Source organism: Micromonospora mirobrigensis, from assembly GCF_900091555.1.
Taxonomy (GTDB): domain Bacteria; phylum Actinomycetota; class Actinomycetes; order Mycobacteriales; family Micromonosporaceae; genus Micromonospora; species Micromonospora mirobrigensis.
On the sequence record NZ_FMCX01000002.1, the window covers coordinates 741,820 to 763,100 of the forward strand.

Below are 21,281 nucleotides of genomic sequence, written 5' to 3' on the forward strand. Positions count from 1 at the left end.
CGGCAGCGCACCAGTGGGGATCACCGCCCGGGGCGCCGGGCTGCTCGTCGCCGCCGTCGTGCTGCTCGCCGCCGGCTTCCGGTTCGCGTACCCGGAGCTGACCGTGCTGGGCGCGGCGGCCGCCGTGGCGGTCGGCTACGCCCTGCTGACCGCGGCCTGGCGGCCCCGGTTGACCGTGCGACGGCGGGCCGAACCGGACCGGGTGGCCCGCGGCGAACCAGCCCGGATGACGCTGACCGTGCGCAACACCGGGCGGCTGCGGGCGGCGAACCTGGTCGCCGAGGACCGCTGCGGCGACCGGACGGTGCCCGTGCCGGTGCTGCGGCTGCGCCCCGGCCGGGACACGGAGGTCCACTACGACGTGCCCACCGAGCGTCGGGGGGTGGTGCCGGTCGGTCCGCTGCGGGTGACCCGCCGCGACCCGCTGGGCCTGGTGGCGCTGGCCCGCCGCTACGGCGAGCCGGTGCCGGTCTGGGTGCACCCCCGCGTGCACCCGTTGAACGCGGTGCCCACCGGGGCGGGACGCAGCCTGGACGGGCGGGTCGACAGCGTCGCCCACGGCTCGATCACCTTCGACTCGCTGCGGGAGTACGTGGTCGGCGACGAGCTGCGCCGGGTGCACTGGCGGACCAGCGCGCGGGTCGGCGAGCTGATGGTCCGGGAGAACGTGGACACCAGCCTGCCCCGGACCGTGGTCCTGCTGGACAACCGGGCCGCCGCCCACCCGGACGTCGTCGACGGGGTGGCCGAGTCCTTCGAGGCCGGTTGCGAGGCCGCCGCCTCGGTGGTCGTCGCCGCGATCCGCGCCGACCTGCCGGTGACGCTGCTGACCGTGGCCGCCGGGTCGGCCGACGACGGGCCCCCGCTGGACCGGCTGGCGGCCGTGCGGCTGGTCGACGGCGGAGCGGACGCACTGCGCGACAGCACCGCCCGGCTGCGCCAGGAACGCCTCGGCGACACCCTGGTCTTCCTCACCGGCCCCGGTGGCCGCGCCGACCTGGGCCGGCTGGGCACCGTGCGCGGCGCGTACCCGTCGGTGGTCGTCGGGGTCCTCGCCGCCGGCGGGCCGGCACCGGCGGGCGCGGCGGCCGGCATGGTGGTCATCGACGCCGCCGACGGCGCCACGTTCGCCGCCGAGTGGGACGGGATCCGCCGGTGGTGAGGGCCGCCCGGGCGCTGCGGGCCGTTCCGGTCCCACTCGCGCTGATCACCATGGTCGCGCTGGCCGGCGTGGTCCTCGGCCGGGTGTACGCGGGGCCGCTGCTGACCCGCACGGTGCTCGGCGCGGCGGTCGGCTCGGTGCTGGTCGGGGTGGCCGCCCGCCGGCTGCAGTCCTGGTTGGTGGCCCCGCTGTCCCTGCTCGCCCTCACCGGCTGGACGGCCTGGTCGCTGCGGGTCGCCGCCGCCGACGCCGACCTGCCCGGCGGTCTCGGCGCGGTCACCGCGGACGCCGCCCGCAACGGCATCCCCCGACTGCTCACCGCGATGATCCCGGTCGAGCCGACCCCGGACACCGTGCTGGTGCCGCTGGTCGCCGCCTGGCTGGCCGGCCTGCTCGGCACCGAGGTGGCGCTGCGGTCCGGCCGGGTGCTGCTGGGCTACCTGCCACCCACCCTGTTCTACGCGGGCGCGCTCTACGTGGTCGGCCCGAACGCCGACCCGGCGGTGTGGCCGACCGTCGCCTTCGCCGCGGTCGCCGCGCTGGGCCTCGCCGTGCCGTCGGCCGCACCGGCCGCCGACCCGACCGACGGCCTCACCCCGGCGGTACGCGCCGCCGTTCGGGCCCGCGTCGCCGCCTCGGCCACCGCCGGGGTGGCCGCGGTGGTGGCCCTGGCCGCCCTGCTCGGGCCGGCGCTCGCCGCGCGGGTCGACGAACGGCCGGTCGACCCCCGCCGCTACGTCGAGCCACCGCGGGTGGAGTCGCTGGACGAGAACCCGCTGATCCGGATCTCCGGTTGGGCGCTGAACCCGCGGCAGAAACTGCTCGACGTGCGGACGGACGCCGGCGGCAGCCGTGAGGACGCCGGGACGCGGATCCGGCTGGCGGTGCTCACCGACTACGACGGGGTGACGTGGCGGGTCGGCGCGACGTACCGCAACGCGGGCCGGATCCTGCCGGCGGGGGCGGCGCCGACCGGGCCGGTGGAGACCGTCCGGCAGGAGATCACCGTGGCCGGGCTGACCGGACGGCTCCTGCCGGCGGTGGCCACCCCGCGCGAGGTCACCGGCGCCCGGGTGGCGTACGACCAGGCCACCGGGACGCTGATCCGGCCGGAGGGGCTGACCCCGGGGCTGCGCTACACGGTCACCTCGGCGCGGGAACGCCTCGACGGTGACCTGCTCGCCACGGCGAACGTACCGGCCGGGGACGGGGTGGCCCGGATGCTGCGGGTCGCCGACGGGGTGCCCGAGCAGCTGCGCCGGCTCGCCGACCAGCTCGCCGCCGACAACGCCGCCCCGTACGCCCGGGCCGCCGCCATCGAGGAGTTCCTCGCCACCCACTACCGGCTGGTGGCCGACGCGCCGAGTGGGCACGCGTACCCGAACCTCGGGTTCTTCCTGTTCGGGCCGCGCAACGGCGGTGGCCAGCGCGGCACGTCCGAGCAGTTCGCCGCCGCGTACGCGGTGCTGGGCCGGCTGACCGGGCTGCCGACCCGGGTGGTGGTGGGTTTCCGGACCCGCGGTGACGGTCCGGTCCGGGCGGCCGACGCGTACGCCTGGCCGGAGGTGCTCTTCACCGGGGTCGGCTGGGTGCCGTTCGACCCGCTGCCGCAGCCCGACGACCGCCCCCGCCCGGTCGAGGAGGACTTCCGGCCGAAGCCGGAGACCCCGCCGCCGTCCCCCTCCCGGGCGCCGACGCCCGTACCCTCCGCCACCCCCGCCGCGTCCGCCGTGGCCGAACCGCCCGCCCGCACCGCCGGGGTGTCCAGGGTGGCCCTGGTCGGCGGGGGCGCCGGCGGTCTGCTGCTGCTGGTCGGTGGCGTCCTGCTGGCGTTGGTCGCGTTGCGCCGGTCCCGCAGCACCGCCCGGCTGCGCCGGGGTGACCCCGCCGACCGGATCGCCGGCGCCTGGCGGGAGGTCACCGACGCGCTGCGGCTCGCGGGCGCGCCCGCCCGCGGTGACCTCTCCGCCAGCGAGGTGGCCGCACGGGCCGATCGGACGCTCGACGAGGCCCGCGCGGCGCGTCCGGCGCAGGGCACCGGTCCCGCGCCGACGGTGGCGGAGCTGGCCGGGCTGCTCAACCAGGTGGCGTTCGCCCCGGGCACGGCGACCGCCGAGCAGGCGGCCCGGGCGGTCGGGGTGGCCGGTGGGTACGTGACGGCGCTGCGGGCCGCCCGGCCGTGGTGGCGGCGGCTGCTCTGGTCGGTGCACCCGGGGCCGCTGCGCTGGCGCGGGTGACCGCGGGCGGCCCGGACTGCCGCGACCCGGCCGGGTCGGGTCAGGCGCGCAGTCGGCGGATCAGTTTGCGGAGCCCGGCCTGCCAGCCGTCCGGGTCCTCGGCGCGCCGTCGGGCGTAGTCGGCGACCTCCGGGTGCGGCAGGATGAGGAACCGCTCCTCGGCCAGCCCGGCGATGGTGGCGTCGGCGACCTGGTCGGGGGTGAGCACCGCCCCGGAGGCGGCGATCACCCGCGCCGCGAGGTGCCCGACGGCGAGCCCGTCGGCCAGCATCGGGGTGTCGACCCCCTGCGGGCAGAGCGCGCTGACCAGGATGCCCTGGTCGCGGTAGGTGACGGCGAGCCATTCGGCGAAGCCGACCGCCGCGTGCTTGGTGGCGGTGTACGGGGCGTCGCCGACCGCGGTGAGCACGCCCGCCGCCGAGCAGGTGAGCAGCAGGTGTCCCTGCCCGCGGCGGAGCATCGCCGGCAGGGCGGCCCGGGCGGCGTAGACGTGGGCCAGCACGTTGACCCGCCAGGCGCGGTCCCAGTCGGCGTCGGGCGCCTCGATGCCCTGCCCGGTGGCGACGCCCGCGTTGGCGCAGAACAGGTCGATCCGGCCGTACCGCCGTTCGGTCTCGTCGACCAGCGCGCGGACCTGTTCGGAGTCGGCGACGTCCAGCGCGGCGGCGTGGCCGACCGGGCCGATGCCGTCGGCCACCGCCCGGGCGGCGTCGGCGTCGAGGTCGGCCACCACGACGGCGGAGGCGCCCTCGGCGGCGAAGCGGCGGGCGAGGGCGGAGCCGATGCCGCCCGCCCCGCCGGTGATCACGGCGACCTTGTCGGTGAGGTTCATGGTCAGCTCCCGTCGGTGTGGGGTCGGCCCAGCCGGGCGATCAGGGTGCCGAGCGCGGCGGCGCCACCGGCGGCCAGCTCGGGGGTGGGCAGCAGCGCCAGGACCGGCACGTCGACCCCGGCGTCGGCGTAGCGGCGGACCTGCTCGCGGCAGCTCTCCGGCGAGCCGTGCAGGATCAGCGCGTCGACCACCTCGTCGGGGACCGCCGCGCCGGCGCCGCGCCGGTCACCGTCGGCCCAGGCCCGCCACATCGGGTCGAGCGCCTCCGCCCGGCCCAGCCAGCGGTGGAACTCGGCGTACGCGGGGACGGTGAGATAGCTGGTGATCAGCCGGCGGCCCAGCGCGCGGGCGTGCCCGGCGTCCTCGGTGGGGCAGACGAAGATCCGCGCGGTGACCTCGAAGCCGGGCCGGCGCTCCCCCAGCTCGGCGACGGCGCGGGGCACGTCGTCGGCGGCGAGCCAGTTGAGGATCACCCCGTCGGCCTCGGCGGCGGCCAGCCGCAGCATGCCGGGGCGCAGCGCGGCCAGTTGCACGGGCGGTGGCACGGCGGGCGGGCGTTCCAGGGCGAACCGGCGGACGGTGAAGGTGTCGTAGACCTCGTCGACGGTCTCGCCGCGCAGCGCCGCCCGCAGGAACCGCAGCATGTCCCGGGTACGCCGGAACGGCTCGGCGAAGCGGACGGCGTTCCAGGCCCCGACGACCACCGGCGACGACGCCCCGATGCCGAGGGTGAAGCGGCCCGGCGCCGCCTCGGCGAGCGCGGCGGCGGTCATCGCCAGCAGCCCCGGGCCTCGGGTGAAGACCGGCGCGATGGCGGTGCCGAGGCGCAGCCCCGGCGCCCACGCGGCGGCCAGCGCCAGCGGGGTGAACGCGTCGGTCCCGTTCACCTCGGAGGACCAGACGTCGGTGAAGCCGGCCCGGTCGAGGGCCGCGTACACGGCGGCGTGGTCGGCGAGCGGGATGCCGCTCATCGGCACGGTCATGCCCCATCGGTTCGTCACCCGGTCGATCGTGCCGTTGACCGCCGCCACGAGCAAGATCCGAATCGGCCGGGGCCGGGCGATACGCGCGATACCAACCGCTACGACCGGAAAGAGTGTTACGACTGCGGGGTGGGTGGTGCCGGGGACGGGAGGCGGTCGTGCGGAGGACCCCTGAGCCGGCCGCGCTCCTTCCGGCCGAGAACGGCCAGCGGGCCACCTTCCTGGAGCTCTTCTTCGACCTGGTGTTCGTCTTCGCGCTGACCCGGATCGGCGCCCGCGCGTTCGAGGACCTGGCGCTCGAGCCCGGTCACGCCAGCGGTTGGCGGGCGGTCACCGGCGGCGGCAAGACCCTGTTGCTGCTCTTCGCGCTCTGGGCCGTCTGGCAGGGCACCGCCTGGACGACCAGCCGGTACGACCCGTACCACATCTGGTTGCAGACGATCGTGATCACCGCCCTGGTGTGCAGCATGGTGATGGGGGTGGCGGTTCCCCGCGCCTTCAGCGGCACCGGACTGGCCTTCGCGGTGGCGTACGTGGTCGCCCAGGTGAGCCGACCGGGAATCCTGCTGCTGACGTTACGCCGGTACCAGTACCGGCAGCTCAAACAGCGGATGCTGATCACCTTCTCGGCCAGCGGGGTGCTGTGGATCGTCGGGGCGTTCCAGTCCACCGACCCCCGGGTGGTGCTCTGGAGCGCCGCGCTGCTCCTGGAGTACGCCGGGTCCCGGTTCGGTTGGCCGGTGCCGGGGATGGGCCGCTCGACGGTGTCCCGGTGGGACATCCACGGCGAGCACCTCGCCGAGCGATACCAGCAGTTCTTCCTGGTGGCGCTCGGCGAGACGATCCTGGTCGCCGGGCTGTCCTACAGCCGGGACCCGGCGAGCCTGACGAGGACCGGCGCGTTCGCGGCCGCGGTGGTCACCTCGGTGCTGCTGTGGCGGATCTACGTGCAGCGGGCCGGGCAGATCCTCGCCGAGGCGGTGACCCGGGCCGCGCATCCGGCCACCATCGGCCGGTCGGCGGCCGACACGCATCTGGTGATGGTCATCGGCGTGGTCGCCATCGCGATCGGCTACGAGCTGGTCAACGAGCATCCGACCGGGCACAACGAGATCCCGTGGATCGCGATGATCCTGGGCGGACCGGCGCTGTTCCTGGCCGGGCGGGCCCGCTTCGAGTACGAGGTGTTCGGCAGGGTCTCCCCGTCCCGGTGGATCGCCATCCTGGCGCTGGTGGTGCTGACGCCGCTGCTGGTGCACGTGGCGCCGCTGTTGTCCGCGGTGGCGGCCGCGCTGGTGCTGGCCGCGGTGGCGGTGGCCGACGCCCGCCGGGCCTGGGGCCGGCCCCCCGAGGCCGCGGCCCCGCCGTTCTGAGCCCGACGGCGTTACCATCCGCGGGTGACCTTCTCGATCGTCGCCCGCTCCGCCGACGGGCGCCTGCACGGCGTGGCCGTGGCCAGCAAGTTCCTCGCCGCCGGGGCGCTGGTGCCGGCCGCCGAGGCGCAGGTGGGCGCGGTGGCCACCCAGGCGCACGTCAACCTCGCCTACCGCGCGCAGGGGCTGGCGCTGCTGCGTACCGGGGTGGCCGCCGCCGAGGTGGTGGCCGGGCTGGTCGCCGCGGACCCGGGCCGCGGCGACCGGCAGCTGGGCGTGGTGGGGGCGACCGGCGACGGCGCCACCTGGACCGGGCCGCGCTGCCACCCGTGGGCCGGCGGGCAGGCCGGTGACGGCTGGGCGGTGCAGGGCAACATCCTGGCCGGTCCGCACGTCGTCGACGCGGTGCGGGACGCCTGGCTGGCCGGCGGCGAGCTGCCCTTCCCCCGCCGGCTGCTGGCGGCGTTGCACGCCGGGGACCGGGCCGGCGGGGACCGGCGCGGCCGGCAGAGCGCCGGGCTGCTGGTGGTGCAGCGGCACGGCGGGTACGCGGGCACCGGGGACGAGCTGGTCGACCTGCGGGTGGACGACCACCCGGATCCGGTGACCGAGCTGGGCCGGCTGCTGGAGGTGCACACCATGCTCTTCGGCAAGCCCGACCCGGCGACCCTGCGGGAGCTGACCGGCCCGCTGGCCGACGAGGTTGGCCAGCTGCTGGCCGCCGCCGGTCATCCGGTAGGCGCCGCCGGTCTGGACGACGCGCTCGCCTCCTGGGCCGGGGTGGAGAACCTGGAGGAGCGGATCGTCCCCGGTCGGATCGACCCGATCGTGCTGGCGCACCTGCGCTCGACCATGGGGCACGTTCCGGCTCCCCGCGCGGCCTCCTGACGCGGCTATCCGGCGACCGGCGTGCCGTCGGGCAGTGGCGACGTCCGGCCGGCGGTACGGAAGGCACGCGGCGCGGCGGCGAAGTGCCGTTTGAAGGCGGTGCTGAACGCGAACGGGTTGGCGTACCCGACCTGCCGGGCGACCGCCTCGACGCTGGCGGTGGTGTCCCGGAGCAGGTCCGCCGCCAGCGACATCCGCCATTCGGTGAGGTACGCCATCGGCGGCTGGCCGACCAGCGCGGTGAAGCGGCGGGCGAGGGTCGCCCGGGACACCGCGACCGCCCCGGCCAGCGCGTCGAGGGTCCACGGCTCGTCGGGCCGGTCGTGGATCAGCCGTAGCGCGCCGCCGACGACCTGGTCCCCCTGTGCCCGCCACCAGGCCGGCGCCCCGCTGTCGGGGCGGGCGAACCAGGCCCGCAGCGTGCCGATCAGCACCAGGTCGACGAGGCGGTCGAGCACCACGTCCTGCCCGGGGGCGTCCCGGGTGAACTCGTCGGCGAGCACCCGCACCAGCGCCGCGTCGCGGTCGACGCCGGGCAGGACCACCAGGTCGGGGATCGCGGCCAGCAGCCGCCCGGTCACCTGCGAGGGAAGCTCGTAGGTGCCGGTGAGGAAGGCGCACGGCCCGTCCGGGTCGTTGCCCCAGGTGCGCAGGCCCAGCCCGAGGGTGGTGCTGACGTCGGCGCCGTCGAGGGTGTGGCAGTGCTGTCCGGGGCCGACGACCACCGTCGGCGGGGTGCCCGGGTCGTCGGCGAGGGTGTACGGCCGGGGCCCCTTGACGATCGCCACGTCGCCGGCCTCCAGCCGGACCGGGTCGTCGCCGTCGCGCAGCAGCATCGCGTGGCCCCGGACCATGACCAGCATGCCGACGGCCGCGCGGTCGGCGATGCGGACGGACCACGGGGGCGCCATCACGCAGCGGAGCACGAACGCGCCGCGCGCCCGGTGGCCGTCGAGGATCGTACTCATCGTATCCACGTCGGCCAGCTTAGACGGTCACGAAGGAATTCGAGCCGATCACCCATGGAAGCGTCTCACCGGTCGGGCTTTGATCGGTGTATGACCACTTCACACCACGTCTCCTCCCACCATCCGCACCGGGTACTGGTGACCGGCTCGACCGGCAAGACCGGGCGCCGGGTCGCCGTCGCCCTCACCGCGCAGGGCGTCCCGGTCCGCGCGACGTCGCGCCGGGCGGCCGACCCCCGGGACCGGTTCGACTGGCACGACCGGGACAGTTGGCTGTCCGCCCTGTCCGGCGTCGACGCCGTCTACCTGAGCTACCAGCCCGACCTGGCGGTGCCGGGCGCGGCGGAGGCCGTCGGCGCGTTCGCCGCGCTGGCCGCCGAGCACGGGGTCGGCCGGGTGGTGCTGCTCTCCGGCCGGGGTGAGCCGGGCGCCGCCGACAGCGAGTCGGCGCTGCTGGCTGAGCTGCCGTCGGCGACGGTGCTGCGCTGCTCCTGGTTCGACCAGAACTTCACCGAGGGCGCCCTGCGCGACGTCGTACGTGAGGGGGTGCTGTCCCTGCCGGCGCCGGCGTGGCGGCGGGAGCCGTTCGTCGACGCCGACGACATCGCCGCCGGCGCGGTGGTCGCGCTCACCGATCCCTCGTGGGCAGGGACGGTGGTGGAGCTGACCGGGCCCGCCGCGCCGACCCTCGCCGAGGTCTGCGTGCTCCTCGAGCAGGCGTCCGGCCATCCGGTGACGTACCTGCCCGCCGAGCCGGCGGAGTTCAGGGCCGCGCTCGTGGCTCAGGGCCTGCCCGGCGCGGAGGCCGCCTTCCTGTCCGGGCTCTTCGCGGAGGTCCTCGACGGTCGCAACAGCGCCACCACCGACGGGGTCGCCCGCCTCCTCGGCCGGCCCGCCCGTTCGTTCGCCGAGTTCGCCCGGGACGCGGCCCGGGCCGGCGCGTGGGCCACGGAAGGGGCCCGGCGGTGAGCGGGGCGCTGCGTGGCCTGGCCCTCGGCACCGCGCTGGCCGGCGCGGTGACCGGCGGGGTCTTCGTGGCCTTCTCCACCTTCGTCATGCCGGCGCTCGGCCGGCTCCCGGCCGACCAGGCGATGCGGGCCATGCAGGCGGTGAACGCGCAGGCGCCGCGGAGCTTGCTGATGGTGCCGCTGGTCGGATCGGCGGTGGGCTGCCTGGCGGTCGCCGGGTGGGCGCTGTTCCGGGCCGACCTGCCGGGCCGCGGCTGGCTGCTGGTGGGTGCGGGCGCCGGCCTGGTCGCCTTCGCGGTGACGGCGGCGTACCACGTCCCGCACAACGACGCCCTGGCCCGGCTGCGCCCGGCCGCGCCGGGCAGCGCCGAGCAGTGGGCCCGCTACGCCTCGGCCTGGACCCGGTGGAACCACGCCCGGGCGGTGGCGGCGCTGGTCTCGGCCGCGGCGCTGGTCGTCGGCGTGCTCGACCGGCGGTGAGCGGGGCTCAGCCGGAGAACGACAGCCCGCCCAGGCCGGCCGTCCCGCTCACGGTGATCTCCTCGGGGGTGAGCGGGGCCCGGCCGGTGACCTTGCGCAGCAGGGTCACGTCGTCCCAGCCCAGGGCGTCGGGGACGGGCCGGCCGCCGGTGAGCACCGCGGCGGCGACCCGGGCCGCGGCGGGCGTCAGCCAGGGCTCCCGGTCCAGCGCGTCGGCCAGGTCCAGGCCGTGCACCGCCACCTCCACCACCCGGGTACGCAGGAACTCCGTCACGGTCATCGGCTCGCCGTGCCGGGTCCGGACCACCCGGTCCGGCGTCGCCGCCGTCACCGCCTCGTCGGTGGCCCGCCAGGCCCGCGCGAAGTCGGCAACCATCGCGGGTACGCCGGGCAGCGCCGCGCCCTCCCGGCGGGCCGACTCGATCCGGTCCCGGTCCACCTCGGGGGTGAACTTCGCGGCGCCGAAGTAGCTGACGGCGTCGACCTCGGCGGCCGGCGGCGCGGGTTCGGCGAGCATGCCGGCCAGCCGGCCGACGCCGGTGCGGACGTGCGCGACGAGGTCCCGCAGCCTCCACGGTGGACAGGGCGTCGGCCGGTCCAGGTCGGCGGCCGTGAGGTCACCCAGCACCGTCTCCAGCCGTACGCACTCGTCCCGGAACGCCTCGCGTACCGTCTCCACGTCGTTCCCCTCCCCCGTGCCGGTCGGTCGGCACAGCCTCGCACGGCGGGCTGGGCCGGGTCGCGGCCGTTTCGCCGGTCGCCGCGCGGGTACCCGCGGCCGGACGAGGAGAAGGGGGCGACCGATGGCCGGCATCATGCTGCGCAGCACCGCGTTCACCGATCACGACCTGCTACCGGGACGCTTCGCCCAGGACGGTGGAAACGTGTCACCGCCGTTGCAGTGGTCGGACGTGCCCCACTCGGCCGAGGAGCTGGTGCTGGTGGTGGAGGACCCGGACGCCGGTCGCGCACCGTTCCTGCACTGGCTGGTGACCGGGATCGCGCCGGGGTCGACCGGGGTGGCCGAGGGCGCGGTGCCCGACGGCGGCCGGGAGTGGCCGAACGCCACCGGCGCCACCGGCTGGTCCGGGCCGCTGCCCCCGCTGGGCGAGGAGGCGCACCGCTACTTCTTCCGGCTGTACGCGGTGAACCGGCCGTTGGAGCTGCCGGCGGAGCCGCAGGCCGCGGACGTGCACGCGGCGCTGGCCGGCAGTGAGCTGGCAAGCGGCACGATGGTGGGCACCTACCGGCGCTGAGCGCGGGTGGCCGTCAGCCCTTGATCCGGGGCACCAGCCGGTGCACCGTGACCAGCACCAGGGCGGCCACCACGGCCATCACCCCGGCGATGCCGGCGGCACTGCCGGCGTACCCGACGAAGAGTTCGCGGCGGGACAGTTCGTCGACCGGGACCTGCGGCAGGTCCATCAGCCAGGACAGCGCCAGGCCGGAGGCGACCACGGCGATCAGGCCGCCCAGCCCGAGCACGACCGACGAGACCCGGTGCGCGTCGCCGGAGTCGACCTGCGCCCGTTCCCGCTGGAAGACCAGGAGGAGCAGACCGGCCGCGGCGGCCCACCCGCCGGTGACCAGGTAGGCGGCGACCGCGTCGCTGGGTCGGTGCCAGCCGGCGGAGAGGGTGGCCACGCCGGCCGCGGCGGCGTACGCGGCGCCGACGACGGCGCCCAGGACGCGGACCTTGCGGGGCAGCACCAGGATCAGCGCCAGCGCCACCGAGGCGGCCACCGCGCTGTGTCCGCTGGGCAGGCTGTTGCCCGCCGCCGCCCGTTCCGGGTCGATGCCGAAGTCGGGCCGGGTGAGGAAGTGCTTGAGCAGCTGGACGGTGGCGTTGGCGCCGGCGATCAGCAGGGTGGCCGCCACGGCGAGCGCCTTGCGACCGCGGGCCAGCGCGATGAAGCCGAGCACACCGGTCGCCACCAGCAGCGAGAACAACGACATGGCGTTGAGCAGCCGGTCGACCGGACCGTCGATCCGGTCCTGTCCGATCCGGTTGCCGGTCAACGCCACCGTGTCCAGCCACTGGCCGGTCCGGGTGTGCAGGGCGAGGCGCCAGACGACGATGAAGGCCGCCACCTGTGCCAGGCCGAGCACGACCAACCAGACCGCGGTCCAACCCCTTGCCGTCGTTCGCACCCGCACACCGTACTGGTGGGGGAACGCTCCCGCAGCGGTGGGCGGCACCCCTCGACGGGCCTCGCGGGATTCCCGCTGGTGGACATTGACCAACATGGAATTCACGCCTAGGGTCGCACAGCGTCGACGCCCGCAGGTGCTCCTCTCCCCCGTCCCGAAGGACCCACACCGATGCGACGTACCATCGCCCGCGCCCTCCCCGTCACCCTCGTCGCGGCCGGACTCGGCTACGCCGGCCTGGTGGCCACCCCCGCCGGCGCCGCCACCTCGCTGCCCGTGGCCGGGGTGGTGGCCAGCACCGACGACGGCAACGTCGCGGCGAACACCCTCGACGGCGACCTCGGCACCCGCTGGTCGGCGCAGGGCGACGGCTCGTGGATCCGCTACGACCTGGGCGCCGCCACCCAGGTCGGCTCGGTCCGCATCGCCTGGCACCGCGGCGACGAACGGACCAGCAGCTTCGCCGTGCAGACCTCCACCGACGGCACCTCCTGGACCACCGTCGTCGGGCAGCGCGACAGCAGCGGCACCACGCTGCAACCGGAGACCTACGACTTCGCCGACCGCTCCGCCCGCTACCTGCGGGTGGTCGGGTACGGCAACACGACCAACGACTGGAACAGCATCACCGAGGCACGGGTGCTGGGCCCGGAGACCGCCGGCTGCGCCGTCCCCGCCGACGTGCTCAACCTGACCAACTGGAAGCTCACCCTGCCGACCGGACCGGTCGAGGACCCGACCACCATCACCCAGCCGACGCTCGCCGGCTACCAGGCCACCCCCTGGTTCACCACCGCGAGCTCGTGCGCCGCCGTGCAGTTCCGGGCCGCCGTCAACGGGGTCACCACCAGCGGATCCGGTTACCCGCGCTCGGAGCTGCGCGAGATGACCGGCAACGGCGCGACGAACGCCAGCTGGTCGTCCACCTCCGGCACCCACACGATGAGCTTCGAGGAGGCGTTCACCAACCTGCCCGCCGGCAAGCCGCACCTGGTCGGCGCGCAGATCCACGACGCTTCCGACGACGTCACCGTCTTCCGGCTGGAGGGCACCAACCTGTACGTCACCAACGGCGACAACGCCCACCACAAGCTGGTCACCAGCGGCTACCAGCTCGGCACCCGGTACCGGGGGAAGTTCGTGGTCAGCGGCGGGCAGGTGAAGGTGTACTACAACGACGTGCTCCAGACCACGATCACCCGCAGCTTCTCCGGCGCGTACTTCAAGGCCGGCGCGTACACCCAGGCGAACTGCACCAACGCCGCGCCGTGCGGCGACGGCAACTACGGCCAGACCCTGATCTACGCCCTCACCGTCAGCCACTCCTGAACCCCGTCACCCGCGCCCCGCCACCGCACTCCGGTGGCGGGGCGCTCAGGCGTGGTCCGGTCCCTCGTCGGCGAGCAGCCCGGTGAGCAGGATCCGCAGCGTCCGGTCGAAGAGGTCGGCACGGGGCGGCCCCCCGACCGGACGGCGCAGCGCGGCGGCCAGGTGCGGGTGGGCGGTGAGGTCGACGCCGGTGAGGGCGAACGAGCTCGAGCCGGCCCGCCGACGGGCGAAGAGGCTGACCACGCCGGTGGTCATGGCGATCGCCTCGAACTTGGCGGCGGTGGCGCAGTCGACCGGTTCCAGGATCCGCAGGCAGGTGTCGAACCAGGCCAGGCTCTCCGGACCGGCGGCGGAGGTCCGGGGCAGCAGGTCCAGCAGCCAGGGATGGCGCCCGTACAGGGCCAGTTGCCGGCGGGCCAGCAGCAGGATCCCGGCCAGCCAGTCGTCGCCTCCGGACGGGTGGGGACGCAGCTCACCGATCGCCCGGTCGGTCATCAGCTCCAGCAGGTCGTCCCGGGAGGACAGATACCGGTAGAGCGATCCGGCGCTGGTGCCCAGCGCGGTGGCGACGGCGCGCATGGAGACCGCGGCGATGCCGTCGGCGTCGGCCAGCGCGATGCCGGCAGCGGCGATGGCGTCCCGGCTGTACGCGGGGACGGGGCCGCGGCTGCCGCGTACGGGCCGGGTCCAGATCGACTGCGGGGCCGCGTCGCCGGCTCGGGAATTCGCACGTGCGTCGCTCACCGATCCAGTCTAAACTGCAAACATCGTTCGCGGTTTTATGACGGGAGAGGACGGGCGCATGACAGGTGTCACGGCACGCGATGGCGCGGCGATCACGCTGCACTCGACGGGGAACGGGCCCGGGATCGTCGTGGTGCACGGCGGCGGTGTCACGATCGACGTCTACCGGCGACTGGCCGCCCGGCTGGCCGACCGGTTCACCGTGCACCTCTACAACCGGCGGGGCCGCGCGGACGCCGCACCCCGCCGCGAGCCGTACACCTTCGACCAGGACATCGACGACCTGGCGGCGGTCCTGGAGCGGACCGGGGCGCGCAACGTCGTCGGGCACAGCTCCGGCGGCTTCATCGCCCTGCAGGCCGCGCTGCGGCTGCCGATCGACCGGCTCGCGCTCTACGACCTGGCGATCAGCATCGACGGTGGTTTCCCCAGCGACTGGATCGACGAGGCCCGCCGGGCGGCCGACGACGGCGACATCGCCCGGGGCATGGCCATCACCACCGGCGGCATCAACACCCACTCCCCGGCCGCCCGGCTCCCCCTCGGCGTCCGGACCGCCATCTGCCGCGCGTTCCTGCGCACGCCGATCGGGCGGCAGATGGGCGAACTGCTGCCCAAGACCCTCGACGAGAGCCACCAGATCCGGCTCCACGACGGCCCCGCCGAACAGTGGTCCGCGGTCACCGCCGACGTGCTGCTCATGTACGGCACCGCCGGCCCGCCCTACTACGCCGCCCTGAACGACGCCCTCGCCCGGGCCCTGCCCCGGGCCCGGGTGCTGCCGATCCCGCGCAGCGGCCACGACGGCGTCAACCGCGCGCCCGCCCGGATCGTCGACCCCCTCGCCGAGTTCCTCGCCGCCGGCTGACCGGCCCAGCCGTCCACCCGGTGCGGCCGGTGGGAGACCCGGCCCGGGCCGGTCGACAGTCCTACCCGGAGTGGGCCGGCCCGGGCGGTACCGTCCCCGGAGCCTCCCCCGGGCGCAGAGGAGGTGACCGTGGCCGGGACCGCATCCGACCGGCCGGCCGCACCGGCCGACCCCGGCCCGCCGGAGTCCCTGACCGAGCTGCACGGCGGGCGGCGCGGCGGCGCTGGCCTGGAGCTGGCTGGTGATCCGCCGGTCGCTGCCACCGGGGCTGCGGCACCCGGTGGAACCTGGGCCGCCGGAACCGGTCCCGGACCTCCGGCTCGCCCTAAAATTAAGGGAGAGGCCGCCACGGGGGGAGCGGCCTCTCCGTCAAGTACGTTACTCCGTCCACGGGTGCCGTGTGATCCCACGCGGCGCGAATTTTTCCGGGCTTTTTCGCGCCAGGTTCCACTCCGGGCAACGGGGTGGGCCGACCGACCCGGCGCGCCGGCCGGACGGTGGCCCACCCCTGGCCTGACCGTGGGTATCAGGCCGCCCGCCGGCCGGGTCCGCTCATTCCCCCGGGACCCGCTGGCGACCGGGTGGACGGCGGCAGCGCCGCCCACCCGGAGACTGCCGGTCAGCCGTTCGGGAACAGGTTCCCGTAGTCGGCGTACGCCATGGCGACGTCGGCCTGGGCCCAGAACCGGTGGTAGTTGAACACCGGCTCCGCGCCACCCTTGAGGTACGCGTCGACCTTCGGCCAGTCCGGGTCGTTCTTGTAGAAGGAACGGATGTCCAGGAAGCTCTTGCCGGCGGCGATGGTGTCACCGTTGGGCATCTTCCCGGTCCAGCCCGACGGGACGTAGAGACCCTGCCCGTCGGTGGCGTTGTAGACGTCGTCGAAGCGCTTGTAGTCGCCGCGCTTCTCCGGCATCGACACGCCCTTGGCGTCGCTGGCCGCGTAGAGCGCGTCCAGCAGGCCCTTGGCGGTGTCCTTGGCGGCCACGTTGCCGGACTTCGCCGCGTACGCGATGAGGGTCCGGGCGTAGGCGGCGGCGACGCCGACGTCCTGGCCCTTCACCGTGACCTCGACGTGCAGGTTGGTGTTGGCCTGCGGGCTGGTGGGGTTCCAGTTGTTGGGCTGGCCGGTCCACTTCATGTCCGACGGGATCGACCAGTTGGCGCCCACCGTGGTGTTGGCGATGGCCCACGGCACCCACTTGTCCAGCAGCGCCTTGGCCTTGGCGTTGCCGGTCTGGAGGTAGAGCTCCGCGATGCGCTGCATCGACCAGGCCTGCATGCCGAACCACTGGTTCGACGGCGGGTCGTTGTAGACCGGGTCGACGTCGTAGTACATGCCGTAGAAGGTGGCGGTGCCGGCCGGCGGCTGGGCGTAGCTGCCGTCCCAGCTGTTGGTGGCGCCGCCGGCGATGCCGCCCTCGGCGGACTGCAGCCAGGTGTAGAACTCCAGCTGCCGGTCGAAGCTCTTCTGCCAGTCGGTGACCGCGGTCGGCGACTTCGGCTTGAGCTCCGGCACGTTGGTCAGCGCCCAGGCCGCGAGCGGGTTCTGGTAGCCGAAGTGGTTGTGGCTGGAGCCGATCCGCCAGGACCAGTTCTGCTGCGGGTCGTACGCGCCGCCCCAGGCGTAGTACCAGGACATCAGGTAGTGCGCCGAGTCCTTGCCGCTGCCGGCCGGGCAGGTGCTGGCGCCGACGCAGTTGCCGATCTTCTTGAAGTACTTGTCGAACATCGCGTACCGCAGGTAGTCACCCATCTTGGCGGCCTTGGCCACCGTGGCCGCGACGTCGGCCTCCTTGCCCTGCGCCTTGGCCCAGGTCAGCGCCCAGTACGCGGCCTGCACGGCGCGCGCGTCGGCGTCCGGGGCGTCGGTGTACTTCCACTGCTTGGCCGGGGTGCCGGACTCCTTGACGAACAGGTCCAGGTAGCCGTTCGGGCCGCCGTGCTTCAGGGTGTCGCAGGACGGCTGCGGGACGGTCTCCCAGACCGACTCCTGGGTGCCCCGCTGGAAGGTGTTGATGTAGGCGGGCTTCGTGGTGCCGTCGCCGCAGTGGCCGAAGCCGTAGGTGTTGTCGACGTCGAGCAGCCAGTGCATGCCGTAGATGTCACCGGTGCCGTAGGTGGACTGGAGCTCGCCGCGCAGCGGGTCCTGGCCGACCGGGACGTTCGGCTCCAGGGCCGACGGGTACTGGCTGGGCAGGTTGTGCTCGGCGGCGTACTGCGCCGTGCCGGGAGCGCCGGCGGTCGGCTGGTCGGCGTGCGACGGGATGATGTACTTCTCCATCACCGTCCAGGCGTTGTTGAACGGGGCCCAGTTCTGGGTGACCCGGCCGTACTGCGCCTCGAGCCAGAGCCAGAAGCTGAACGCCTCGGACGTGGTCTCGTGGCCGTGGTCGGGCGCCTCGACGATCAGCGTCTCCACCGAGTGGTACGGCACGCCCTCGGGGCTGAAGTAGCCCGAGTTCTTGATCTTGCCGTACTGGTCGAGGAACCGCTTGATGTACGCGTTGTCCCCGCCCGGGGTGTCGTTGTCGATCTCGGTGGCGGTGACGGTCAGCGGGGCGACGCCGGTGGCCGAGGCGGTGACGGTGGCGGTGCCGCCGACGGTGTCGGCGTCCTCGGCCGCCGCGACGGTGGCGGTGACCCCGGTGTTCCAGTTGGTCGGGGTGAGGGTCAGCGTGGCCGGCGACACGGTGATGTCGCTGTCGCCGGTGACGGCGAGGGTCACCGGGACGTTGGCGGTCGGGGCGGCGCTGAGGGTGTACCGCACGGTCGCGGTGCCGCCCTCGTTGACGCTCACCGCCGACGGGGTGGCGACCAGCCGCGGGCCGGTGGCCGGGTTGACCGTGAAGGACTTCTCGGCGATCGCCGAGCCGCCGGCGTTGTCGTATGCCTTGGCCTGCACCGTGTAGTTGCCGGCCGGCAGGCCGAGCAGGTCGTAGCCGTACGGCGCGGTGGTGTCGGTGTTGACCAGCAGCCCGTTGCGGTAGAACTCGACCTTGCTGATGGTCCCGTCGGGGTCGCTGGCGGTGGCGGTCAGCGGCACGTCGGCCGGGGCCGCGAAGGGCCCGGCCGGTACGCCCAGCGACACCGTCGGCGGCTGGTTGGCCACGGCCCCGTTGCAGGCCACCCCGTTGAGGGTGAACGCGGTGGGCTTCGGGTTGCTGCCGGAGAAGGCGCCGTTGAAGCCGATGGTGGTGGCGGCGCCGGTGGCCAGGCTGCCGTTCCACGACTCGTTGGTCGCGGTCACCTCGCTGCCGCTCTGGCTCCACTTCGCCGACCAGCCCTGGGTCACCCGCTGGCTGCTGGTGGGGAAGGCGAACTTCAGCGCCCAGTTGTTCAGCGCGTCGCCCAGGTTCTTGATGGTGACGGTGGCGGTGAAGCCGGTGTCCCAGTCACTGGTCACATAGGTCACGTCGCAGGCCGGGGCGGCCTGCGCGGCGCCGGCCGGCAGGGTGATCCCGCCGATGGCCAGCGCGGTAGCGGCGAGCATCGCCGTGCGGCGACGTCGTGCCAGGAGTCTCATGTGCGCGGTGTCTCCTCGGACCGGGCCGGGGCGTACGGGCCCCGGCGGGACACCTCCACGCGGTGTACGCGGGGGGACGGAGGCGTCCGGAACGTGGGGTCTTCGGGGCGGGAGCACGGCGAGTGCCGCCGGTCCGTTCCCTCGGGGCGCGCCGCGCCGGATCTCCGGCTGCCCTCGGCGGCCCGCGTCGCGCGAGCTGGCTCCGCTGCGGTGATTCGACAGTGTGCCATGGAAGCGCTCCCACAACAACCACCAGGGCGCTCATGCACGTCCATGTTTCGATCTCATTTTGGGGCTTTCACAAAGCCGTGACGGGCGTTACAGTCGCTGCATCGCCGATGGGAGCGCTTCCATCGACGATGGTGCGAAGAAGGCCGCTCGGGGCGTCTCGACGCTCCGGCGTTACCAGCCACGTTGGCTGACGACGGGCCAGCCCGGACGCCGCCGTCAGCCGTCACCCACCGGCATGGAGGGAGGTGGAACCAGAGCCACTCGCGTGGCCCGGCTCCCGCGCGACACGCACGGCCGGAGACCCAATCCACTCGTGCGTGGTTGCATCGCGGTGGGGACGGGGGTTGCCCTCCCCCGTCCCCACACTAAACCCCCGCCCCCGGCGGGAAAAGAGGCCGACGGGACAGGCGTACCCCGCCACCCGGACGGCCTCCTTCGCTGCTCGGGGCCCGTGGACGCCCGCGCCGCCGCGCCGGCGCCCCGCCGCCCCTCCCCCGCACATCCGGTCGCCCGAACGGCGGGACCGCCGGCCCACCGGCCGCTGGAGCCCCTCACCGCGTGGAGGGTCGCGCCTACCCTATGCTGGGAGCGCTCCCGGCCGTCCGGCGCGCGCCCCACCCACGAGGAGAACCGCCCATGTCGATACTCAGCCGTCGGCACCTGCTCCGCCGCGCCGCGCTCTCCGCCGACGCCACCGGGGCCCCCGGCCCGACCCGCGCCCCGGCGCCACCCACCGCCGAGGCCGACGCGCCCGCCGGTGCGCTGCGGTTCCCGCCGGGCTTCGGTTGGGGCGCGGCCACCTCGGCGTACCAGATCGAGGGCGCCGCCAAGGAGGACGGCCGCGGCGAGTCGATCTGGGACACCTTCAGCCGCACGCCCGGCCGCACCCGCAACGGCGACACCGGCGACGTGGCGGCCGACCACTACCGGCGCTGGCCCGAGGACCTCGACCTGATGCGCGACCTGGGCCTGCGCAGCTACCGCTTCTCCGTGTCCTGGCCCCGGATCCAGGCCGACGGCACCGGCCGGCCCAACCAGCGCGGCCTGGACTTCTACCGGCGCCTCGTCGACGGGCTGCACGAGCGCGGCATCGCCCCGATGGTCACCCTCTTCCACTGGGACCTCCCCCAGGCGTTGCAGGACGCCGGCGGCTGGGAGAACCGGGACACCGCTTACCGCTTCGCCGACTACGCCGGCGCCGTCTTCGAGGGCCTCGGCGACCAGGTGCCGGTCTGGCTGACCATCAACGAGCCGAAGACCGTGGTGCAGAACGGCTACCTGTGGGGACACCACGCGCCGGGCCGGCAGGACGCCGACGCCGCGTACCTGGTCGCCCACCACCTCCAGCTGGCGCACGGGCTCGCCGTACGCGCGCTGCGGGCCACCGGCTCACCGGCCCGGATCGGCCCCGCGCTCAACCTGCACCCCTGCTACCCGGCCGACGACACGGCCGCCGCGGCCGCCGCCACCCGCCTCTACGACGGGTACGAGAACCGCCTCTACCTCGACTCGATCTTCACCGGGGCGTACCCGGCCGACGTGCTGGCCGACCTCGGGCCGGACAGCCGGCTGGTCCGGGGAATCACCGACGGCGACCTGGAAATCATCTCCAGCCCGGTGGACCTGCTCGCGGTGCAGTACTACACCCCGATCTACGTCACCGCCAGCGGTGGCACCGCCCAGCGCTGGCCCACCTCCGAGGCGGAGTGGCAGCAGATCTACCCCGACGGCATGTACGACATCCTGACCCGGGTCACCCGGGACTACGGCCCGGTCCCGCTGACCGTCACCGAGAACGGGCTGCCCTGCCCCGACACCCTCGGCGCGGACGACACCGTCGACGACGCCGGCCGGATCGGCTTCCTGCGCGACCACTTCGCCGCTGCGCACCGGGCGATCGGCGCCGGCGTGCCGCTGGAGAGCTACCACGTCTGGTCACTGCTGGACAACTTCGAGTGGGCCGAGGGGTACGACCAGCGCTGGGGCCTGGTCTACGTGGACTACCCGACCCAGCGCCGGATCCTCAAGCGCAGCGCCCACTGGTACCGCCAGGTGATCGCCGACAACGGCCTCTGAGACGCGGGGAGGGGCCCGGCACGGCCGGGCCCCTCCCCGCCGGCGCCGCTCAGCGGGGCAGCGCCTGCTGCAACTCCGCCCGCAGCGCCGGCGTCAGCATCTCGCCGGCCTGCTTGGCCAGCCGGGCCATCTCGTAGCCCACCACGCCGATGTCGGCCTCCGCGCCGGCCAGGGTGGCCAGGATCGAACCGTCGCGGATCTGCATGACCAGGAAGTAGCCGCGGCCCATCTCCACCACGGTCTGCTTGACGACGTCCCCGTCGAACATCTGCGCCGCGCCCGCGGTGATGCTCATCAGCCCGGACGTCACCGCCGCCAGCTTGTCCGCGTGGTCCCGGGGCAGGTGCGCGGAGATCGCCACCAGCAGGCCGTCGGAGGAGACCACCACGGCGTGCGCCACCCCCGGCACCCGCTCGGCGAACGCGGTCACCAGCCAGCTCAGGTCTCGTGCCTCCTGGCTCATCG

18 protein-coding genes are annotated in these 21,281 nt (G+C 74.7%); 10 read left to right on the forward strand and 8 right to left on the reverse strand.

Going from position 1 to position 21,281, the window contains the following annotated elements:
* The first annotated feature begins 13 nt into the window (after positions 1-13).
* Together GA0070564_RS10590 and GA0070564_RS10595 are read left to right on the forward strand one after the other, a co-directional pair.
* Positions 14-1,162 (forward strand): DUF58 domain-containing protein, encoded by a 1,149-nt coding sequence (locus GA0070564_RS10590; RefSeq protein WP_091606553.1) that lies wholly within the window; start codon positions 14-16, stop codon positions 1,160-1,162.
* The gene (locus tag GA0070564_RS10595) at positions 1,156-3,399 is read left to right on the forward strand and encodes a transglutaminase domain-containing protein (protein WP_425412441.1); all 2,244 of its coding nucleotides are present in this window, start codon (positions 1,156-1,158) and stop codon (positions 3,397-3,399) included. The genes GA0070564_RS10590 and GA0070564_RS10595 overlap by 7 nt, the downstream gene beginning before the upstream one ends.
* A 40-nt stretch (positions 3,400-3,439) precedes the next feature.
* Here the strand turns inward: GA0070564_RS10595 and GA0070564_RS10600 are convergent, their stop codons facing one another.
* Entirely contained in the window at positions 3,440-4,231 is a 792-nt protein-coding gene (locus tag GA0070564_RS10600; protein WP_091606557.1) for an SDR family oxidoreductase, read from the reverse strand.
* Between the two features lie 2 nt (positions 4,232-4,233).
* Complete coding sequence (locus GA0070564_RS10605; protein ID WP_091607143.1) at positions 4,234-5,214, reverse strand: LLM class F420-dependent oxidoreductase; 981 nt, start codon at positions 5,212-5,214, stop codon at positions 4,234-4,236.
* Positions 5,215-5,372: 158 nt separating this feature from the next.
* Between GA0070564_RS10605 and GA0070564_RS10610 the strand changes: the two genes are divergently transcribed.
* Both GA0070564_RS10610 and GA0070564_RS10615 read left to right on the forward strand, forming a co-directional pair.
* The gene (locus GA0070564_RS10610) at positions 5,373-6,587 is read left to right on the forward strand and encodes a low temperature requirement protein A (RefSeq protein ID WP_091606559.1); all 1,215 of its coding nucleotides are present in this window, start codon (positions 5,373-5,375) and stop codon (positions 6,585-6,587) included.
* Between the two features lie 24 nt (positions 6,588-6,611).
* Positions 6,612-7,475 (forward strand): DUF1028 domain-containing protein, encoded by an 864-nt coding sequence (locus tag GA0070564_RS10615; RefSeq protein WP_091606562.1) that lies wholly within the window; start codon positions 6,612-6,614, stop codon positions 7,473-7,475.
* A gap of 5 nt (positions 7,476-7,480) precedes the next feature.
* On the opposite strand, the gene GA0070564_RS10620 is transcribed toward GA0070564_RS10615, so the two are convergent.
* Positions 7,481-8,452 carry an AraC family transcriptional regulator gene (locus GA0070564_RS10620; RefSeq protein WP_091606565.1) on the reverse strand — a complete coding sequence of 324 codons (972 nt, stop codon included), beginning with the start codon at positions 8,450-8,452 and terminating at the stop codon, positions 7,481-7,483.
* Between the two features lie 81 nt (positions 8,453-8,533).
* Here GA0070564_RS10620 and GA0070564_RS10625 point away from each other — a divergent pair, with 81 nt between their 5' ends.
* Positions 8,534-9,412, forward strand: a complete 879-nt coding sequence (locus GA0070564_RS10625; protein ID WP_091606568.1) for an NAD(P)H-binding protein — start codon at positions 8,534-8,536, stop codon at positions 9,410-9,412.
* Positions 9,409-9,891: an anthrone oxygenase family protein gene (locus GA0070564_RS10630; protein WP_091606571.1), complete on the forward strand. Its 483-nt coding sequence runs from the start codon at positions 9,409-9,411 to the stop codon at positions 9,889-9,891. The genes GA0070564_RS10625 and GA0070564_RS10630 overlap by 4 nt, the downstream gene beginning before the upstream one ends.
* Before the next feature lie 7 nt (positions 9,892-9,898).
* On the opposite strand, the gene GA0070564_RS10635 is transcribed toward GA0070564_RS10630, so the two are convergent.
* Entirely contained in the window at positions 9,899-10,570 is a 672-nt protein-coding gene (locus GA0070564_RS10635; RefSeq protein ID WP_245669901.1) for a maleylpyruvate isomerase N-terminal domain-containing protein, read from the reverse strand.
* Between the two features lie 124 nt (positions 10,571-10,694).
* On the opposite strand from GA0070564_RS10635, the gene GA0070564_RS10640 reads away from it, so the two are divergent.
* On the forward strand, positions 10,695-11,147 hold the full coding sequence (locus tag GA0070564_RS10640; RefSeq protein ID WP_091606577.1) for a YbhB/YbcL family Raf kinase inhibitor-like protein: 453 nt from the start codon (positions 10,695-10,697) through the stop codon (positions 11,145-11,147).
* Between the two features lie 13 nt (positions 11,148-11,160).
* Here the strand turns inward: GA0070564_RS10640 and GA0070564_RS10645 are convergent, their stop codons facing one another.
* Positions 11,161-12,048: a phosphatase PAP2 family protein gene (locus tag GA0070564_RS10645; protein ID WP_176730630.1), complete on the reverse strand. Its 888-nt coding sequence runs from the start codon at positions 12,046-12,048 to the stop codon at positions 11,161-11,163.
* A gap of 165 nt (positions 12,049-12,213) precedes the next feature.
* Between GA0070564_RS10645 and GA0070564_RS10650 the strand changes: the two genes are divergently transcribed.
* Positions 12,214-13,371, forward strand: coding sequence for a polysaccharide lyase family 7 protein (locus GA0070564_RS10650; protein WP_091606582.1), 1,158 nt, complete (start codon positions 12,214-12,216; stop codon positions 13,369-13,371).
* A 45-nt stretch (positions 13,372-13,416) separates the two neighbouring features.
* Here GA0070564_RS10650 and GA0070564_RS10655 read toward each other — a convergent pair whose 3' ends face one another.
* Positions 13,417-14,115, reverse strand: a complete 699-nt coding sequence (locus tag GA0070564_RS10655) for a TetR/AcrR family transcriptional regulator (protein ID WP_091606586.1) — start codon at positions 14,113-14,115, stop codon at positions 13,417-13,419.
* Positions 14,116-14,173: 58 nt separating this feature from the next.
* On the opposite strand from GA0070564_RS10655, the gene GA0070564_RS10660 reads away from it, so the two are divergent.
* On the forward strand, positions 14,174-14,983 hold the full coding sequence (locus tag GA0070564_RS10660; protein WP_091606588.1) for an alpha/beta fold hydrolase: 810 nt from the start codon (positions 14,174-14,176) through the stop codon (positions 14,981-14,983).
* A 619-nt stretch (positions 14,984-15,602) separates the two neighbouring features.
* Here GA0070564_RS10660 and GA0070564_RS10665 read toward each other — a convergent pair.
* Complete coding sequence (locus GA0070564_RS10665) at positions 15,603-18,500, reverse strand: glycoside hydrolase family 48 protein (RefSeq protein ID WP_176730642.1); 2,898 nt, start codon at positions 18,498-18,500, stop codon at positions 15,603-15,605.
* An 876-nt stretch (positions 18,501-19,376) separates the two neighbouring features.
* On the opposite strand from GA0070564_RS10665, the gene GA0070564_RS10670 reads away from it, so the two are divergent.
* Positions 19,377-20,816, forward strand: coding sequence for a GH1 family beta-glucosidase (locus GA0070564_RS10670; RefSeq protein ID WP_091606594.1), 1,440 nt, complete (start codon positions 19,377-19,379; stop codon positions 20,814-20,816).
* Between the two features lie 49 nt (positions 20,817-20,865).
* Here GA0070564_RS10670 and GA0070564_RS10675 read toward each other — a convergent pair whose 3' ends face one another.
* Positions 20,866-21,279, reverse strand: a complete 414-nt coding sequence (locus GA0070564_RS10675) for a roadblock/LC7 domain-containing protein (protein WP_197697678.1) — start codon at positions 21,277-21,279, stop codon at positions 20,866-20,868.
* Between the last annotated feature and the right edge of the window lie 2 nt (positions 21,280-21,281).

Excerpts from the sequence above, each read along its gene's own strand:
- GA0070564_RS10600 (WP_091606557.1), bottom strand. The coding sequence starts at position 4,231 with ATGAACCTCACCGACAAGGTCGCCGTGATCACCGGCGGGGCGGGCGGC.
- GA0070564_RS10605 (WP_091607143.1), bottom strand. The coding sequence starts at position 5,214 with ATGACCGTGCCGATGAGCGGCATCCCGCTCGCCGACCACGCCGCCGTG.
- GA0070564_RS10625 (WP_091606568.1), top strand. The coding sequence starts at position 8,534 with ATGACCACTTCACACCACGTCTCCTCCCACCATCCGCACCGGGTACTG.
- GA0070564_RS10640 (WP_091606577.1), top strand. The coding sequence starts at position 10,695 with ATGGCCGGCATCATGCTGCGCAGCACCGCGTTCACCGATCACGACCTG.
- GA0070564_RS10650 (WP_091606582.1), top strand. The coding sequence starts at position 12,214 with ATGCGACGTACCATCGCCCGCGCCCTCCCCGTCACCCTCGTCGCGGCC.
- GA0070564_RS10660 (WP_091606588.1), top strand. The coding sequence starts at position 14,174 with ATGACAGGTGTCACGGCACGCGATGGCGCGGCGATCACGCTGCACTCG.
- GA0070564_RS10670 (WP_091606594.1), top strand. The coding sequence starts at position 19,377 with ATGTCGATACTCAGCCGTCGGCACCTGCTCCGCCGCGCCGCGCTCTCC.
- GA0070564_RS10675 (WP_197697678.1), bottom strand. The coding sequence starts at position 21,279 with ATGAGCCAGGAGGCACGAGACCTGAGCTGGCTGGTGACCGCGTTCGCC.